Origin of the sequence: Dongshaea marina (genome assembly GCF_003072645.1) — a bacterium.
Taxonomy (GTDB): Bacteria; Pseudomonadota; Gammaproteobacteria; order Enterobacterales; family Aeromonadaceae; genus Dongshaea; species Dongshaea marina.
In genome coordinates this window covers 4893162-4910099 of record NZ_CP028897.1, presented here as the reverse complement: position 1 = coordinate 4910099, position 16938 = coordinate 4893162, and the positions used below count along the sequence as shown (strand labels likewise).

The following is a 16938-nucleotide window of genomic DNA, read 5'->3' as shown; positions in this document are numbered from 1 at the left end:
ATTTTCAAGCAAGCTCGCGCAGGGTACACCAGATCTGTTCTGTCGGGCAATAATTTCCCCCAGGGAACGATGTAAAAAATCTAAAGCGGGATTGTAAAAGTGATAGCTGGTGTTTAAGAAATCTGCGATCTGTTTGAGTTGTTTGCGGCAACTAATTCATCGGCAAATCCTGATTAACGGATTGAGTGCCGGCTGCGAATAGCGGATAATTCCTGGCCCCGGTATCTGGTTACACAAAGGAGTTGCATGAAGGCGCTTATTAGCTTGGTTGGTTTGAGCTGGCTGTTGCTGAGCCATATCGCAGGTGCTGTTGTCTTGAACGATGGCTTTGTACAGAAGCTAAAATCACCGGATACCGAGCAGATCCTGTCGATCGCCGAGGGAGAGTTTGAGCCTCGAAGTGGTGGAAGCTATTCGGTCCGCCTCTACGATGGTGAGTCCTCAATCGCAGAGCCCAATCAATATATCTCTGGGCTGATTCAACCCAGGGATGGTTTTATCGCCAGAGCCGAGTTTGTTGATCTGAACGGGGATGGTCACTCTGAGCTGGTGGTGGTGATTCACTCTGCAACTGGCAATCATCTGTCTGCCGATGCCTACAGCTATGATGAAAACTCATTGAAGCTATTGGTTTCAGCAGGGGAGATGAGCTCTCATACCAACCCGTTGCAGGTCTTACGCAGCAAGCTTCCGGCAAAAAAAGAGAGTGAGCATAAGATAAGGGTCATCTCTGTAGAGCGAGATGTGTAACCTGCCTGAGGATAAACTCTGTTGACCTTCCCCAAGGCTCAGCCTGAAGCGTCAACAGAGTCACTAAGATTATTTAACCGCGGCGACCACAGAGATCTCTACCAGCAGTTCAGGGCGAGCCATGGATGCTTCAACACAAGCACGCGCAGGTGCATGTCCTTCAGGAACCCAGTTATCCCAGACCGCATTCATCTCGGCAAATAGTTTCATATCCTTGATATAGATGGTTGCAGACAGCAGATGCTCTCTGTCGCTTCCAGCCTGCTCCAGCAGAGCATCCACTTTTTCCAGCATGGTGGCGGTTTGCTCTGTGATATCTTTACTCGCATCTTTGGCAACCTGGCCACATAGATAGATGGTGTTGTTATGGGTAACAATCCGGCTCATACGTTGTCCGGTTTCCTGGCGCTCGATAGACATCTGAGGCTCCTCTTGATTGTGTAGGGTGTAGCTAGGGCGCTATTCTAACCAGAACTTTTCAATTTGTCGCACATCTTACAGGGTCTATTGTCACTCGGGAGTGAATGGCATTTATAAGAGCCGGAACTCGCTTAAATGGCAGTGAGTTACAATGATCGGGTGTCAGATTCAGGCGGCAGCAATAGAGTCTGGACTTATGTCGGGAGCTCTGGAGAGGGGACAAAGATGGGACGGGTTGAGCGGGTTCACCAAAGATTACAGGAGCTGGCAGATCCACAGATTGCCAGCCACGCATTAGGTTTTTTTAAAACAGGCCCGGGGGAGTATGGTGAGGGAGATAGGTTTTTGGGGATCCGGGTCCCGGTCCTGCGGCGTGAGGTGAAGCAATATCGGGAGCTCACCCTTGAGGATCTCTGTTTATTACTGGAGTCCTCTTTTCATGAATGTCGATTGCTTGCGCTCCTGGTGATGGTGGATCAATATCAGCGGGGCAGTGAGGAGCAACGGCTATCTCTTTATCAGCTCTATCTTGAGAACACCCGGGGGATCAACAGCTGGGATCTGGTTGATAGCTCAGCACCTCATATCCTGGGGGCTCAGCTGTTTAACTTGGATCGTCAGCCTCTGTATCAGCTGGCCCAATCCGACTCTCTATGGGAGCGGCGGATGGCGATTATCGCAACCTTCTACTTCATACGCCGGGATGACTTCACCGATACTCTCAGGATCGCCAAACTGATGCTTGAGGATAAACAGGATCTGATTCACAAGGCTACGGGCTGGATGCTCAGAGAGATTGGTAAGCGGGATCTGGATTGTCTGCTGGCGTTTCTGGGGGACCATCATCAGCAGATGCCCAGGGTCATGCTGCGTTATGCGATTGAGAGGCTGGATAAGGCCTTGAGGCAGAGGTTTTTGAAGGGGAAATAAATAAGCCGTGCCTGGATAGGCACGGCTTATAGGAAAACGTTGTTGGCTATTACTTAGCGATTACGTTCTCAGCCTGAGGGCCTTTCTGACCTTGAGTGATGGTGAACTCAACTTCCTGACCTTCAGCCAGAGTTTTGAAACCTGAACCCTGGATAGCGCTGAAGTGAACGAATACGTCTGGGCCGTTCTCTTGCTCGATGAAACCAAAGCCCTTGGACTCGTTGAAAAACTTAACTTTACCGGTAACTGTAGACATTACTATATCCTGTACTAACAAATGTATTAAAAATCAGCTTTAAAATTTTGGTATACATTATGAGATACAGGACGAGGTACTTCTAGTAAGCTTCGTGGTTGTGCACATAACTATAGCCAAATTTTCAAGCTGATCGAATTATACACGCTAATTTGATTCCAACAAGCAAAGAACTCAACTTTGTTTAAATAATGACCGTCGGAGTTAGGTTTTTGCGCGCTACGCTGCATATCTGAGCGGTACGCTTAATGGATAGCCTGGCGCTGATAAGGCGCTGTCGTAAGAGAGGAATCTTGGGGAGTCTCAGGTCGGAACAGGCCCTGTGGTTTTTGAGCCGCTCCGATCTGTATCAAGAGCTGATTAGCTCTGGGCTTTTTCACTGGCCTGGGATTTTTGTTCCGTCTGAGCCTTGCTTGCCATCTGAACCGAAGCCCGCCTTGCATTAAAGCGACGTACCACCCAGCAGATCCCGCCGCCAATCACCATATACCAGATGGCTGTCCCAACGGCATAGAGCAGGTATTGTTGCCACCCCTGATGCTGCAAGATCCCCATTTGTTGGAAAAATCCGATAAACACCGAAAACAGACACCATTGCTGATAACCACTCAGCAAGCGCTTTTTCTTATCCTGGCCCATGGAGCAAACCCTGGTTGTTAAGTGAGCTTTCATTCTAGTCAGCACAGATGAGCTGTCAAGGAGGCCAGTGGGACAGCCATTGCCCGGAGTCTCTAAGCCAGGAGCATTGAAGCTATTGCTATAGTTTCTCGGCCTCTCACAGACAAGTTTTCAATTTGTGATAACAATCAGTAGCATGCTGCAGTCGAAGCTCCTTGTCGGAGTTCTCCCATGTTAAAGTTGTGTTTCATCTCTAATGCCGGAGATGGCTGAGAGTTGTTTTATCTCGTTGGACTCTCTTAGTTGCGGGCTTTGATCGCGGAGTGAACCGTGAGGCACAAGGTTTTTCATCGTGACTGGGGATGATGATAAACCTGAATGGATCTGGCCCCTTGGAGGTGTGAGTGAAAATTGAGTTAATGAGTGATGCCTTTACCTATCTTGCCTGCGCCGTTGTGTCGGTTCCGGTGGCCCGCAAGCTTGGGTTGGGCTCAGTTCTGGGTTATCTGATCGCAGGGATCTGCATCGGGCCTTTCATTTTAGGGTTGGTTGATAACTCTCAGGCGGTGATGCAGTTTGCTGAATTTGGGGTGGTGATGATGTTGTTTCTCATCGGCCTTGAACTCAAACCCAGCTTGCTGTGGCGGCTTAAGGGGCCGATTCTGGGAGCCGGTGGTCTGCAGGTTGGATTAACTACCCTGGTCTTCTTTGCTCTAAGCTCTGCCCTGTTTGATATTGTATGGCAACAAAGCCTTGCTATCGCCATGATCCTCTCTATCTCCTCGACCGCCATGGTATTGCAGATCTTTAATGAAAAAGGCTGGATGAAGACCGAGGCCGGTGAGTCCGGTTTTGCGGTGTTACTGTTCCAGGATATCGCCATCATCCCCATGATGGCGATACTGCCTCTGCTAGCGATGGCGAAGACGGATGTTCCTTTGGTGAATACCCACATCAGTGGTTGGCAGCAGGGCGGTTTGATTGCCCTGTTACTCGGTGGGATCTTCCTGACCGGCCACTACCTGATCCGTCCCCTGTTTCGCTTCATTGCTGCCTCAAATATGCGGGAGATTTTTGTAGCGGCGGCCCTGCTGTTGGTAATTGGTGTCTCCCTGGCGGCGCATGCTATCGGGCTCTCTCCCGCCCTGGGGGCGTTTCTCTCCGGGGTGGTATTGGCCGAGAGTGAATACCGTCATGAACTTGAGGCGGATATCGAGCCTTTCAAAGGGTTATTACTGGGGCTGTTCTTTATCTCGGTTGGTGCCAACATCAATTTTGAGCTCTTTTACAGCAGTCTGGGCACTGTGCTCTCACTGGTGGCCGCCCTGGTGGTGATTAAGATCCTGGTTCTGCAAGTGATCGGTCGCGTCTTGCGGATGAGTGGAGCTCAAAAATGGCGTTTTTCCCTATCTCTGGCTCAGGGGGGGGAGTTTGCTTTTGTACTCTTCGCCTTTGCCGGGAGCAGCTATGTGCTTCCCCGGCATTGGGTGGAGCTCTTTACCGTGGTGGTTGCTTTGTCGATGCTGATCACTCCCATTTTGCTGATTGGTTATGAGCGGCTGGTTGAGCCTTGCTTTGCGACTGAGCCTGAATCTACCGGATCGGATCGCATGGAGAATCTTCACAATCCCGTGATTATTGCCGGATTTGGACGCTTTGGTCAGGTGGTCGGACGATTACTCCATGGCCATGGAGTTGGCACCACGGTTCTTGAACAGGATGCCTGCCAGATCGAGATGCTGCGCCGCTTCAAATACAAGGTATTCTATGGAGATGTGACCCGCCTTGATCTCCTGCAGGCGGCGGGTGCCGAACACGCCAAATTGATGGTAATTGCGGTCGATGAGCCGGTACGTTCTCTGCGTCTGGTGCAGCTCGCACAAAAACACTACCCCCACCTCAAACTTATGGTCCGGGCTAAAGATCGTGGTCATGCTTATCAGCTGCTTAATCTTGGAGTAACCCGGGTGATCCGTGAAACCTTCTCCTCCGCCGCTGACCTTGGAGCCATGGCCTTGCTGGAGCTGGGATTCAGTAAAAACCGAGCCTCGCGAGCCGCACGCCTGTTTAAGCGACACGATGAAGAGTTTCTCAGGGAGCAAGCTCCCATCTATCAGGATGAGTTGCTCTATATCAGCAATAGTATCCAGTATCGGGAGATGTTGCGTGAGCTGCTTCAGGAGGATGAGGAGGAGCAGGAGAAGGCTGAAAACAGCGCGGGAGCACCTTCGGCTGCAATGGAGGATGTTCCACAGAAGTCTGATTAACAATTATACTCATTGGAAGAGGCGGGCTTTTGTCTGAGAAATCATGCCCGCCGGCCAGGGGTGGCTTGGGGATATGGAAGATTCAGAGGGACTGATGCTATGAATGATGATGGCGATATTATTCTTCTTGATGATGACGAGGGAGAGATGCTTCCTCTGGAGGATGATAGCAGTGATAACTATCTTGAATCAGAGGGAACCAAGCCCTGGAAGATAGCCGTAGTCGATGATGAAGAGGATATTCACTCCCTGACCTCTATGGTGGTCAAAGGGCTGACTTTTTTCGGGCGTGGTGTCCAGTTAGTCAATGCATTTTCAGGCAAAGAGGCCCGGGAGCTTATCAGGGATAATCCGGATATCGCCCTGATCCTGCTGGATGTGGTGATGGAGACGGATCACGAGGGATTGGATGTCGCCGAGTTTGTTCGTGAGGATCTGAAAAACAGGACAGTGCGGATCATGCTCAGAACCGGCCAGCCCGGTCAGGCTCCGGAGCTTGAGACGGTAATCAACTATGATATCAATGACTACAAAGAGAAGACTGAGCTAACCACTAAAAAACTCCGGGTCGCCATCCACACAGCACTGCGTAGCTACCGGGATATCCTCGCCATCGAATATACCAAGAAGAACCTGGAGAAGATCCTGCGCTCAACCCATGAGCTCTATCACAACCAGGCGATTCGTGAGTTTGCCACTCATGTACTTGAGCAGCTAACCGCCCTGCTGCACCTGGGTAATGACGCACTCTATTACAAAATTGAGAACGATAAGCTCGATGATGAATACCTCTCTAAGGAGGTTCTGGTGGGGATCGGTGAGTTCAGTCAGTATACCAATCACACCCACACCGAGCTTCCCGATGAGTTCAACAGGGAGCTTGAAGAGGTTCGCGAAAAGAAAAAGCTGATGTTTCGTGGCGATCATTACCTGGCCTATTTCCAGTCACCGAAAGGCTCTGAGCACATCCTGTATGTGAAGGGGATCGCCAACATGGAGCTAACCGACTCGGATCGGGAGCTGATCGATGTGTTCTGTCATCATGTGGGTAAAGCATTTGATGCCTTTGCTCCCAAGGAGAATCAGGAGACACCGATCAAGCTGGGTAGACGCTGGGATGATAGTTAGCGCCAGCCGGCGTACCGATATACCAGCATTTTACTCGCCCTGGCTAATAAACAGACTTGAGCTGGGCTATGTTGAAACCGTCAACCCTTTTAACGCCCATCAAGTCAGGCGCATCTCGCTTAAACCCGAGGAGCTCGATGGCATCGTCTTCTGGACCCGTAACCCTCGTCCCCTGCTGCGCCATCTTCCCTGGATGGAGCGGCAGGGCTATAGCTATTACTTTCAGGTTACTATTCTCGACTACCCCAAAGAGATTGAGAAGCACACCCCACCTCTGGATCAGGCCCTTAAAAACTTCATCGCCCTGAGTGAATTGCTGGGGCCTGAGCGGGTGATCTGGCGTTACGATCCCATCCTGCTAAGTTCCATGACCCCGCTGGATTATCATCTTCGAACATTTGAGCGGATCGCCAAGGGGCTGGCTGAGCATTGCCGGCAGGTGATGGTGAGTTTTGTCGATCTCTATCCCAGGGTCAGCCAGCAGCTTGCTAAGCTCAATCTGGAGATAGAGGATCTTCACCAATCCCGGGATAGAGCCCTGGAGTTTGCCGCCTCTCTTGAGGCGATTGCAACATCCCATGGCCTGAGGATCAGTAGCTGCGCTGAGACGCTTCCCCTTGAGGAGGTTGGGATTGCACCCGGATGCTGTATCGATGGGAGATTACTGGAGAAGGTGAGTGGTCGTACTATCAAGGTCCGCAAGGATCCCGGGCAGCGTCCCGAGTGCGGATGTGTAAAGAGTGTTGATATTGGGAGTTATCATAGCTGTCTGCATGGATGCCGCTACTGTTACGCTACGCCCTGGCCGGCGACGGCCCGGCGCAACTTTACCCGCCATCAATCCCTTAATGTACGCCTGCTGCCATAGAGGCATGACAGCAGGTGAGTCATATCGGCAGTTATGCTCTTGCAGGCTCTGCAATGGCTTGAGTGGCCAGCTTTTCAAGCAGGGCGCTATCCTCTAGCGTACTGGGGGCCGATTGTGAGATCTCCAGATCGAGCAGGTCGCCAGTACCAGTATCAAACATCACACCGTGAACCTCCAGCTTGCGGCCCTGCTCCCAGCACTGCTTCACCACTGGGTGAGATGCTAGGTGAGCGACCTGGGCTGCCACATTGATACGTGACATGGTGTTGATCTTGTTCTCTTTTTCCAGAGAATCAAGCTCTTTGGCAAACTGACTATGCAGGTCGCGGATCGGATCAACCCAGCTGTTGAGGGGGGAGTCGCCATGGCCGCAGACAGCCTGGGTGATCCCACCACAGTCGTAGTGGCCGCAGACCAGGATCTGGTCGATACCGAACTTCTCCAGGGCAAGCTCAATGACCGACTCAATACTGGACTCTCCGGGCTGGCACTGGTTCGCAATGTTGCGAAACGTCAATATCTCTCCCGGCTCAACATCCATGATCCGCTCTGCTGCGACCCGGCTATCCACACAGCCGATCCACAGATAGGTCGGCTTATGCACATTGGCATGGCGACTAAAATATTCAGGATCACGACATGCCTTATATGCGGCTTTAACTTTGTTGCGCTTTAGCAGTTTTTGAAGACTTCCCATCTTGCAATCTCTCTTCTCATGACTGACACAAAAAAACCCGCTGAACAAGGGCAGCGGGTTTATTGGAGTAGTAAAAAGTGGTTATGCTGCCATCGCGAGCTTGAGCTTTTTCATGGCATTTTTTTCCAGCTGACGAACCCGCTCTGCGGAGACGCCGTAGTGGTCAGCCAGCTCCTGGAGCGTAGCCTTCTGCTCATCGATCCAGCGTGAGCTGATGATATGCTGACTACGCTCATCCAGGCCTGACATCGCGCGGGACAGCTGCTGTGAAGCATTACGCTCCCAGTCTGATTGCTCATGCTGGAGTGCAACGTCTGAAGACTTGTCTTCCAGGTAGAGAGCCGGTGCAAAGTTGCTGTTCCCTTCATCGTCGTCAGAGGACAGATCAAAAGCCTGGTCGTGGGCGCTCATCCGGGACTCCATCTCGACCACCTCATGGGGGGAGACTCCCAGATCCGATGCAACCTGCTCGATCTCATCCTGATTAAACCAGCCCAGACGCTTCTTGGCTTTTCTTAAATTGAAAAATAGCTTGCGCTGCGCCTTGGTGGTGGCCACTTTAACCATCCGCCAGTTACGCAGTACGTATTCATGAATTTCGGCTTTAATCCAGTGTACGGCAAAAGAGACCAGGCGAACGCCAACACTAGGATCGAAGCGCTTAACCGCCTTCATTAACCCAATGTTGCCCTCCTGGATGAGATCTGCCTGAGGCAGGCCATAACCAGAGTAGCCCTTCGCGATATGAACGACGAAACGTAAATGAGACATAACAAGCTGGCGTGCTGCTTCCAAATCGCCTTCTGTTTGCAAGCGTTCAGCCAGACTCTTCTCCTCAGGTGCACTCAGAACCGGAATACGGTTCACCCCCTGAATGTAACCATCCAGGCCGCCATGAGGAACTAGTGTCATCTGCTGCTGCAATTGTGTACCCATTCATTACCTCTTAGTTGTAACGCCGCCGCAGTCTAGCACACTTTTTGTTCGGGGGGAATACCCAGCCCTTATAATTGAGAATTAATCTCAATAACGTCCTGTCCAAAATATAATGAGAAATTTACGAAGATCAACCAGGACGGGTTGTTAAAGTGAGTTGACGCTATAGATGCGGAGTTATTAATCAATAAGTTAACAGCTGACTCAGCAGGGAGTGCTGCATTCGTGCTGAATTAGAGTAATAAACATCCAATAAGTTCCCCAAACGTAGAATAATATGAAAAAAATTTAGACCGCTGACGAACATCGGCTGATGATAAAGTGATCAGCTTGAAGGGGAACTGAACAGCTCGATGAAAATCGTACAGATCCCAAGGTGAGGCATGGGTTATTTTGTGTTATTAAACATATGTGTATTTTTGTCATGAGAAACGAAACAAGTGAGGATCACGCTCAAACAGTTAAGGGCCTTTTGTGCTATCGCCCGTAGCGGCAACCTTGGGATCGCGGCCGAATCACTGCATCTGAGTAAGGCCAGTGTCTCACTAGCCCTGCAGGAGCTGGAAAAACAACTGGATACCAAGCTGTTTGATCGCGTGCATCCCAGGTTGATACTCAATAGTGATGGGCGAAGGCTGCAACCCCACGCCGAGGAGCTGCTGGTCCGGGCCGGCGATATTGAAGGGTTATTCCAGCCTCAGGCACTCCATCATTTTGATCTCAGGCTGGGTTTCAGCCAGACCATAGGAAACTACCTGATGCCAGCTCTGTTAGCCGATTTTGGCCGGGAGTGTGGTGAGGTCACTAATCTGTCTATCACCAATAGCCGCCAGCTGTGTCACCATCTGTGTAACTTTGAGATGGACCTGGCGATCATCGAAGGGGGAGTCAGTGAGTCTGAATTGAGCTATGAGCCCTGGCTCAGTGACAAGATGCTGGTGGTTGTCCATCCGGATCATCCTCTGGCGAACGGCCAAACCCATGAGGTGGAACAGCTCGCGGGTCAGAGCTGGGTGTTGCGTGAGAATGAATCCGCAAGTCGTGAGCAATTTGAGGTTTCTATTGGAGCCAGGTTGAGTTCGAAACAGGGAAGCCTCATTTTGAATAGTCCCGAGGCGGTGATCCGCTCGGTTGAGCAGGGACTTGGGATCACCTTCATTTCTGAGCTGGCGGCGCGCCGCTCTCTGCAAGCCGGACGGCTAAGCCATATTCATCTCGACCAGGAGTTCAGCCGGCAGTTTTTCATGGTGTGGCATCACAGTAAGCATCACTCAATGCAGCTGCGGCAGTTTATCGAGTATTGCCGAGGCTGGGCGTCAGCTAGACAAGCCGCTTTTTAAGCTCACGGCACAACACCATAGACTGCATTATAGAGATATAGCTATTTCATACCCCTGACATCAATTCGCTGAAACTTAAAAGGAGCATTATGTTTGTCGTGTCATTGCACTAGGCTCTGTTGACGTTTCAATTTTGAACCTGTTGCCCCTGAAAATGCTCTGTTCGCGACGCGAATTACGCGGTTTAGTTGCTCTAAATAAGTGATGAGCAACAATGAGCAGGGCTTTTTCAGGCGCAACCCGAAGGGCAGAGGTCATTTTTCCACCCAACTACGTTATCAGATATTCATGTAGAACAACTACACCACACATCTTCTGCCTTGCTGGATGAAAAAATTGCCAACTGCAGAACCAAATCTGAAACGTCAACAGAGCCTATATCAAACCCCTGTCCGAGGTCGATAACTTGCTGGAGGCTCATGTCGAGTACCTGGAGCAGCAATACTGGGCAGGTTATTTTGTTGCATCCGGACGCAAGGTGCCCAGAAGTGGCGGGATGATACTGGCCAGGGCCGAGAGCAGGAGTGTATTGGATGCGGTATTGGCCCGGGACCCTTTCGCCGTTGCCGGGGTGGCCGAATACAGGGTTGAGGAGTTTGTGCCAGGTAAGGTCGCAGAGGGGTTTGAGGCACTTCTGGAACCGTCATCTTAGAGATCTTTCATAGAGCCACAGCCGATCGCAAAGGGAGTCCTGGAGAGTGGTTTGCGACAAAATACTTCATTAAACCTGGGTGAATTGATAGATTGTCGAATGGCACTGTCTGAAACGATGGAGAGTGTCGGGTGATTCCTTCCCTGGAATTGCTGACTTGGTACTACAGGGGAAATGTTATGAGTAGCGGCATTAAAACCGCAAAACCACCGTTTTCACTTGAAGAAAATAACTCAGGGCGAGGCAGGGGGCATCCGGTACCCCGGCAGATCAAGGGATGGTCATGGGGAGCTTTTTTGCTCAACTGGGTGTGGGCAATCGGCAATCAAACCTGGATCGGCTTGCTCTCCCTGGTTCCCTACGTTGGTATTATTTTTATGATCATTCTCGGATTCAAGGGGCGGGAGTGGGCCTGGCGCAACCGCAAATGGGAGGACCTGGAGCACTTTAATCGGGTGCAGCGCCTCTGGTCGGTATGGGCAGTCGTCGTTGTGACCTGCACCTTCCTCCTGAGTTTGATCTGGATCTTATATCTACTTATCTGATATCACAGCGCACAGGGATGGCAGAGCCATCCCTTTTTTGATCTTTTATCTGCGCTTCTTTTGGTCGCTTAACGGGAGGGAAGCACTCCGGGTGAGATAATCTTTACAAGACACTGCTCCTTTAACAGGGCCAGCGCCTCCTTGATATCCAAATCAAATAAGCGATCCTTCTCATAGCCTGGAACCCGCTCTCTGAGCCGTTGCCTGGCACCTTCCACCTTGGGGGCTCCGGTCAGGGGCAGACGGAGATCCAGCCCCTGGGCCGCTGCCAGGTACTCGATGGCGATGATGGCGAGGCTGTTTTCCAGCATCTCGTTTAACCTGCGGGCTGCAAAGGTGGCCATCGAGACATGATCTTCCTGATTGGCTGAGGTCGGGAGACTATCGACACTGGCTGGGTGAGACAGTCCCTTGTTTTCACAGGCAAGGGCGGCACAGGTGATCTGAGCTACCATGAATCCCGAATTCACTCCTCCCTGTTTAACCAAAAAGGCGGGAAGTGACGATAGGTTGGGATCGACCAGCAGGGCGACCCGTCGCTCTGCCAAAGCCCCGATTTCGGCGATCGCCAGTGCCAGATTATCTGCAGCCATCGCCACCGGCTCTGCATGGAAGTTGCCCCCGGAGAGGATCTCCTGCTGATCACTGAAAACCAGGGGGTTATCGGAGACTGCATTGGCCTCGCACTCAAAAATAGTGGCAGCATGGCGGATCTGATCCAGACAGGCTCCCATTACCTGGGGCTGGCAGCGCAATGAATAGGGATCCTGCACCCGAAAGCTATTGTGATGAGCCTGATTTATTAAACTTGGGCCCGCAAGCAGCTCCCGAAAACAGCGGGCAGCGTCGGACTGTCCCGACTGTCCCCGAACCTCATGGATGCGGGGATCGAAGGGGGTGTAGTTTCCCTGAAGGGCCTCCAGGCTCATGGCTCCTGTTACCATGGCATCAGCAAAGAGATCTTCACACTCAAATAAGCCAGCCAACGCCAGGGCTGTGCTGACCTGGGTACCGTTGAGCAGAGCGAGTCCCTCTTTGGGTTCCAGCTCAAGAGGGTCTAGCTTAAGCAGGGTAAGGACCTCGGCACCGCTAATCTGTTTGTCCTGGTAAGTTGCCTCCCCCTGGCCCAGCAGTAATAGCGCCAGATAGGCAAGGGGGCCAGGTCGCCGCTGGCACCCACCGAGCCTTTTTCCGGGATCCGTGGATAGATCTCATGGTTCACCAGCTGGATCAGCCGCTCGATCAGTACCGGGCGCACTCCGGAAAAGCCCCGGGCCAGGGAGTTGATCTTCAAAACCATAATGAGGCGGACGATCGGTTCGCGAATAGGAGTTCCTATGCCACAGGCGTGTGAGAGTATCAGGTTGTGCTGCAGCTGGTGCTGATGCTCTGTATCGATGCGGGTATTCGCCAACAGTCCAAATCCGGTATTGATGCCGTAGACGGGTTTATTTTTTTTGAGCTGCCGGGAGATAAGCTCGGCTGAAGCTCTGATCTGCTGCTGCGCTTCGCTAGCGACTGAGATCTGCTGTGGCTCTTGATAGATGGCCCTGAGTTCGCCGAGGGTGAGTTTACCTGGTCTTATCGTCAATGTTGGCATTATCACTCCTGCATCGGAAGCTTAAGCCCATGCCTTTTGGCACAATCGATGGCAATTGGGTAGCCGGCATCGGCGTGGCGCATCACCCCGCTGGCCGGGTCATTCCACAGTACGCGCTCGATTCTGCGGGCGGCCTGTTCGCTGCCATCGGCGACAATCACGACCCCGGCATGTTGGGAAAAGCCCATGCCGACGCCGCCTCCATGATGCAGTGAGACCCAGGTTGCGCCACCAGCCGTGCTGAGCAGGGCGTTAAGCATGGCCCAGTCCGAGACCGCATCCGAGCCATCAAGCATCCCTTCGGTTTCGCGATTGGGGCTGGCGACTGAGCCTGAATCCAGGTGATCCCGCCCGATCACGATTGGAGCCTTGAGCTCGCCGCTGGCAACCATTTGATTGAAAGCCAGGGCGATCCTGGCTCTATTTTTGAGGCCAAGCCAGCAGATCCGTGCCGGAAGCCCCTGAAACTGGATGCGCTCACGGGCCATATCTAACCATTGATGCAGGTGCTTATCCTCCGGGATCAGCTCCTTCACCTTGGCATCGGTACGATAGATATCCTCGGCGCTTCCGGAAAGGGCGACCCAGCGAAACGGGCCTATCCCTTCACAGAACAGGGGGCGAATATAGGCGGGAACGAATCCGGGAAAATCAAAGGCATTCAAAATACCTGAATCATAGGCAACCTGCCGGATATTGTTGCCGTAATCAAAGGTTCTTGCCCCAAGTTTTTGCATGGCGAGCATCGCTTTGACATGGATGGCGATCGAATGCGTTGCCTTCTCAAGAACCTGCTCAGGATCGGCTTGCCTGAGCTCTTTTGCCTTTTCAAGGGACCAGCCGGCTGGCAGGTAGCCATTGAGTGGATCATGGGCGCTGGTCTGATCGGTCAGGGCATCGGGAATGATCTGACGTTCCACCAGAAGGGGGAGGATCTCGGCGGCATTCCCCAACAGACCGACCGAGATCGCCTGGCGCTGGCGGCAGGCGTTTTCGATGAGCTCAAGGGCATCCTCAAGCTTCAGGCACTTGTGATCCAGGTAGCCTGTCTGTAATCGCTTATCGATACGGCTTTCATCGCACTCAATTGCCAGCATGGAGAAACCAGCCATCACCGCAGCCAGGGGCTGTGCTCCACCCATACCTCCTAATCCGGCGGTGAGGATCCAGCGGCCACTGGCGTCCGAGTTAAAGTGCTGCCTGGCGACCGCATTAAAGGTTTCACAGGTGCCCTGAACTATGCCCTGTGAGCCGATATAGATCCAGGAGCCGGCCGTCATCTGCCCGTACATCATCAACCCTTTACGATCCAGCTCGTTGAAATGTTCCCAGTTGGCCCAGTGGGGGACCAGGTTGGAGTTGGCTATCAGTACCCTGGGGGAGTCTGGATGGGTCTTGAATACACCGACCGGCTTACCGGATTGGATCAGTAGTGTTTCATCCTCCTCCAGGGTCCTGAGGGTTTCAATAATCTTGTCGAAACAGGGCCAATTACGGGCGGCACGTCCTATGCCACCATAGACCACCAGCTCCGATGGATTTTCTGCAACCTGGGGATCCAAGTTATTCATCAACATTCTCAGAGGAGCCTCGGTTAACCAGCTTTTGGCTGAGATCTGTTGGCCTGTCGGGGCTTGGATGATGCGGTCAGGGTCGTTTCGATCAGATGGTTTCATGGACAATTCCTGGCGAGCGGGTGATTAGGTGGATAAGGCGAGCCGCAAGACGAGTCGTTTGCTGTTGCGGATCATAAAGAGGATTAAGCTCTGCTATTTCGCTAAGGCACAGCTTAGGGCTTGAAAGGATAGGAGACAGTAGTTTCTCAATCAGGGCCAGCTCGACGCCACGGCAAGCGGGGGCACTGACGCCCGGAGCGATGGCAGCGGGGAATACATCAAGATCTATGCTGAGATAGAGGCTATCGACAGAGTCGATAAAATGGATAATTTCAGCTTGAAGTTGATTAAGAGAGTCCCAGTCGATCGCTTCATCCAGTACATAGTGAGCTCCCAACTGGGCAGCACGAAGAAATAGGGCCTGGGTATTAGAGCTTTGTGAGATCCCAAGGCACAGGTAGTGAAAGGGGCGCTGTCTTTGTTGGCAGTGTTGGGCGATTTGATAGAAGGGAGTTCCTGAGCTGGCACCTTCGGCATCGGAGCGCAGGTCGAAATGTGCATCGAAGTTGATGATCCCGATCTGCTGTCCTGCCAGCGCCTGGCTAAGCCCAAGCCAGCTACCCAAAGCGACCTCGTGGCCTCCACCTATGACCAGGGGGCGATGCTGTTGCTTAAGCAAAAGTGAAACTCGCTCACCCAACTGCTGTTGTGCCAGGGCCAGATCGCCATCGTGACACTCAATGTTTCCGGCATCATAGATGGGAGGCTCCTGGTGCCAGGGCTGAGATGCGAGCACCTGGCGCAGAGCATTCGGTCCCCCGGCGGCCCCTGGTCGGCCCTGGTTGCGCCTTACCCCCTCATCACAGCAAAAACCTAGCAGGGTAAAGCCCGGTGGGGCATCGGCAGTCCAGGGCGTGATCCGCTGATGCCAGCGCAAAGCCTTGGGGCCATCGGCTTGATCGATTCGTCCCTGCCACACAAAATTGTCAGTCATGGCTCTCAACTCCCCCGAAGATCCGTTTATAGACCAGATCCGGGCCAATCTGATAGCTGAGCTCTGCCGGGTGTTCACACTCCCAGATCACCAGATCCGCCGCCAGATTGGGAGACAGGCTTCCGGTCAGGTGCTCCAGCCCCAGGGCCTTGGCTGCGTTGTAGGTGACCCCGGTCAATGCCTCCTCAGGGGTCAATCCATAGTTAATGCACCCTATATTCATTGCCATCCGCAGCGATAAAATGGGCGCGGTACCCGGGTTGAAGTCACTGGCGACCGCGATCGGGATTTTGGCGCGGCGCAGCGCCTCTACCGGAGGTTTTTGTTGCTGTTGCAGGAAGTAGCTGGCGATCGGCAGCAGGGTCGCCACGGTTCCGCTTGCAGCGAGAGCCGAGATATCCTGTTCGCTGAGAAACTCGAGATGATCCACAGATAGTGCCTGAAACTCTGCGGCGATGCGGCTTCCTCCAAGGTTGGAGAGCTGCTCCATATGTCCCTTAAGTGCCAGCCCTTCGATCTGTGCCGCCGCAAAGAGCTGGCGGGTCTGCTCGGCATCAAAAGCGATGCTTTCACAAAACAGATCCAGCGAATCGGCAAGCTCCATCTCGGCAACCACCGGGATCAGCTCATCACAGATCCAATCCACATAGTGCTGAGGTTGGGAGCTGTATTCCAGCGGCACCACATGAGCCGCCAGCAGGCTGGTGGAGATCCGAATCGGATTTTCTTCAGCCAGCCTACGGGCAACCCGTAGCATCTTGAGCTCGTCGGGCTCGGTCAGGCCATAACCGGATTTTATCTCAAGTGTCGTCACCCCCTGGTTCATCAGGTGCTGTAGCCGGGGAAGTGCCAGCTCGTAGAGCTCCTGTTCACTGGCTTGGCGGGTGGCCCGAACCGTGCTGTGGATCCCTCCTCCCTGTTCGATGATCTGAGTATAGGAAAGGCCCTGCAGGCGCTGCTCAAACTCAGTTGCCCGGGAGCCAGCGAAGACCAGGTGAGTGTGGCAGTCGATGAGACCCGGGGTGATGAGCCGGCCTTCGGCATCACAGAGTTTTCCTGTGTAGCGGGTTGCCTCAAACTCGCTCATTGGCAAAATGGCATTGATCTTTCCCTGATAAATGCCGATGGCGCAATCCTCCATCAGCCCATAGGGGATAGGGGCTGGCTCCATTGTGGCTATAGAGGCGTTGATCCAGATGGTATCACTGCGATTAATCAGCTCTTGCACGGCGTGGCTCCTTGCCAAACGGCTGTTGCATTTCTGTTATAACTTAACTGTTTGATTAAAATCTAGACCGGAGCAGGGCTCAGGGATGGGAAA

At 52.7% G+C, this 16938-nt stretch carries 16 protein-coding genes and 1 pseudogene; 8 read left to right on the top strand and 9 right to left on the bottom strand.

What is annotated here, in order from left to right; genetic code table 11:
- Positions 1–246: 246 nt before the first annotated feature.
- Entirely contained in the window at positions 247–750 is a 504-nt protein-coding gene (locus DB847_RS23035) for a PliI family lysozyme inhibitor of I-type lysozyme (protein ID WP_108652766.1), read from the top strand.
- Positions 751–819: 69 nt separating this feature from the next.
- Here the strand turns inward: DB847_RS23035 and DB847_RS23030 are convergent, their stop codons facing one another.
- Positions 820–1170, bottom strand: a complete 351-nt coding sequence (locus DB847_RS23030; protein ID WP_108652765.1) for a RidA family protein — start codon at positions 1168–1170, stop codon at positions 820–822.
- Between the two features lie 225 nt (positions 1171–1395).
- Here DB847_RS23030 and DB847_RS23025 point away from each other — a divergent pair, with 225 nt between their 5' ends.
- Positions 1396–2100, top strand: coding sequence for a DNA alkylation repair protein (locus DB847_RS23025; protein WP_108653075.1), 705 nt, complete (start codon positions 1396–1398; stop codon positions 2098–2100).
- Positions 2101–2149: 49 nt separating this feature from the next.
- On the opposite strand, the gene DB847_RS23020 is transcribed toward DB847_RS23025, so the two are convergent.
- Positions 2150–2356: a cold-shock protein gene (locus DB847_RS23020; RefSeq protein ID WP_108652764.1), complete on the bottom strand. Its 207-nt coding sequence runs from the start codon at positions 2354–2356 to the stop codon at positions 2150–2152.
- A 360-nt stretch (positions 2357–2716) separates the two neighbouring features.
- The gene (locus DB847_RS23015) at positions 2717–2995 is read right to left on the bottom strand and encodes a hypothetical protein (protein WP_108652763.1); all 279 of its coding nucleotides are present in this window, start codon (positions 2993–2995) and stop codon (positions 2717–2719) included.
- A gap of 398 nt (positions 2996–3393) precedes the next feature.
- On the opposite strand from DB847_RS23015, the gene DB847_RS23010 reads away from it, so the two are divergent.
- The 3 genes from DB847_RS23010 (at position 3394) to DB847_RS23000 (ending at position 7237) form a co-directional block, all read left to right on the top strand.
- Positions 3394–5241: a monovalent cation:proton antiporter-2 (CPA2) family protein gene (locus DB847_RS23010; RefSeq protein WP_407644471.1), complete on the top strand. Its 1848-nt coding sequence runs from the start codon at positions 3394–3396 to the stop codon at positions 5239–5241.
- A 99-nt stretch (positions 5242–5340) separates the two neighbouring features.
- On the top strand, positions 5341–6369 hold the full coding sequence (locus tag DB847_RS23005; protein ID WP_108652761.1) for a DUF3369 domain-containing protein: 1029 nt from the start codon (positions 5341–5343) through the stop codon (positions 6367–6369).
- On the top strand, positions 6359–7237 hold the full coding sequence (locus DB847_RS23000; protein ID WP_159084813.1) for a DUF1848 domain-containing protein: 879 nt from the start codon (positions 6359–6361) through the stop codon (positions 7235–7237). The genes DB847_RS23005 and DB847_RS23000 overlap by 11 nt, the downstream gene beginning before the upstream one ends.
- Positions 7238–7268: 31 nt before the next feature.
- Here DB847_RS23000 and DB847_RS22995 read toward each other — a convergent pair whose 3' ends face one another.
- Both DB847_RS22995 and rpoH read right to left on the bottom strand, forming a co-directional pair.
- Positions 7269–7934, bottom strand: a complete 666-nt coding sequence (locus tag DB847_RS22995; RefSeq protein ID WP_108652759.1) for a carbonic anhydrase — start codon at positions 7932–7934, stop codon at positions 7269–7271.
- Positions 7935–8015: 81 nt separating this feature from the next.
- Positions 8016–8870, bottom strand: coding sequence for an RNA polymerase sigma factor RpoH (gene rpoH / locus DB847_RS22990; RefSeq protein WP_108652758.1), 855 nt, complete (start codon positions 8868–8870; stop codon positions 8016–8018).
- 440 nt (positions 8871–9310) lie between these two features.
- Between rpoH and DB847_RS22985 the strand changes: the two genes are divergently transcribed.
- The 3 genes from DB847_RS22985 (at position 9311) to DB847_RS22975 (ending at position 11407) form a co-directional block, all read left to right on the top strand.
- Positions 9311–10210 (top strand): LysR substrate-binding domain-containing protein, encoded by a 900-nt coding sequence (locus DB847_RS22985; RefSeq protein ID WP_108652757.1) that lies wholly within the window; start codon positions 9311–9313, stop codon positions 10208–10210.
- Positions 10211–10616: 406 nt separating this feature from the next.
- Positions 10617–10862: a YciI family protein gene (locus DB847_RS22980; protein WP_234418463.1), complete on the top strand. Its 246-nt coding sequence runs from the start codon at positions 10617–10619 to the stop codon at positions 10860–10862.
- Positions 10863–10993: 131 nt separating this feature from the next.
- Positions 10994–11407 (top strand): hypothetical protein, encoded by a 414-nt coding sequence (locus DB847_RS22975; protein WP_159084812.1) that lies wholly within the window; start codon positions 10994–10996, stop codon positions 11405–11407.
- Between the two features lie 68 nt (positions 11408–11475).
- Here DB847_RS22975 and hutH read toward each other — a convergent pair.
- From hutH to hutI, 4 genes and pseudogenes are all read right to left on the bottom strand, one after another.
- Positions 11476–13007 (bottom strand): annotated as a pseudogene (hutH, locus tag DB847_RS22970) (histidine ammonia-lyase).
- A gap of 2 nt (positions 13008–13009) precedes the next feature.
- Positions 13010–14689, bottom strand: coding sequence for a urocanate hydratase (gene hutU / locus DB847_RS22965; RefSeq protein ID WP_199911669.1), 1680 nt, complete (start codon positions 14687–14689; stop codon positions 13010–13012).
- The gene (gene hutG / locus DB847_RS22960; RefSeq protein WP_108652753.1) at positions 14670–15617 is read right to left on the bottom strand and encodes a formimidoylglutamase; all 948 of its coding nucleotides are present in this window, start codon (positions 15615–15617) and stop codon (positions 14670–14672) included. The genes hutU and hutG overlap by 20 nt, the downstream gene beginning before the upstream one ends.
- On the bottom strand, positions 15610–16788 hold the full coding sequence (gene hutI, locus DB847_RS22955; RefSeq protein ID WP_199911893.1) for an imidazolonepropionase: 1179 nt from the start codon (positions 16786–16788) through the stop codon (positions 15610–15612). The genes hutG and hutI overlap by 8 nt, the downstream gene beginning before the upstream one ends.
- Between the last annotated feature and the right edge of the window lie 150 nt (positions 16789–16938).

Coding starts and splice junctions, on each gene's coding strand:
- DB847_RS23015 (WP_108652763.1), bottom strand. CDS start 2,995: ATGGGCCAGGATAAGAAAAAGCGCTTGCTGAGTGGTTATCAGCAATGG.
- DB847_RS23030 (WP_108652765.1), bottom strand. CDS start 1,170: ATGTCTATCGAGCGCCAGGAAACCGGACAACGTATGAGCCGGATTGTT.
- DB847_RS23010 (WP_407644471.1), top strand. CDS start 3,394: ATGAGTGATGCCTTTACCTATCTTGCCTGCGCCGTTGTGTCGGTTCCG.
- DB847_RS23005 (WP_108652761.1), top strand. CDS start 5,341: ATGAATGATGATGGCGATATTATTCTTCTTGATGATGACGAGGGAGAG.
- DB847_RS23035 (WP_108652766.1), top strand. CDS start 247: ATGAAGGCGCTTATTAGCTTGGTTGGTTTGAGCTGGCTGTTGCTGAGC.
- rpoH (WP_108652758.1), bottom strand. CDS start 8,870: ATGGGTACACAATTGCAGCAGCAGATGACACTAGTTCCTCATGGCGGC.
- DB847_RS22995 (WP_108652759.1), bottom strand. CDS start 7,934: ATGGGAAGTCTTCAAAAACTGCTAAAGCGCAACAAAGTTAAAGCCGCA.
- hutG (WP_108652753.1), bottom strand. CDS start 15,617: ATGACTGACAATTTTGTGTGGCAGGGACGAATCGATCAAGCCGATGGC.
- DB847_RS23000 (WP_159084813.1), top strand. CDS start 6,359: ATGATAGTTAGCGCCAGCCGGCGTACCGATATACCAGCATTTTACTCG.
- hutI (WP_199911893.1), bottom strand. CDS start 16,788: ATGGAGCCAGCCCCTATCCCCTATGGGCTGATGGAGGATTGCGCCATC.
- DB847_RS23020 (WP_108652764.1), bottom strand. CDS start 2,356: ATGTCTACAGTTACCGGTAAAGTTAAGTTTTTCAACGAGTCCAAGGGC.
- DB847_RS23025 (WP_108653075.1), top strand. CDS start 1,396: ATGGGACGGGTTGAGCGGGTTCACCAAAGATTACAGGAGCTGGCAGAT.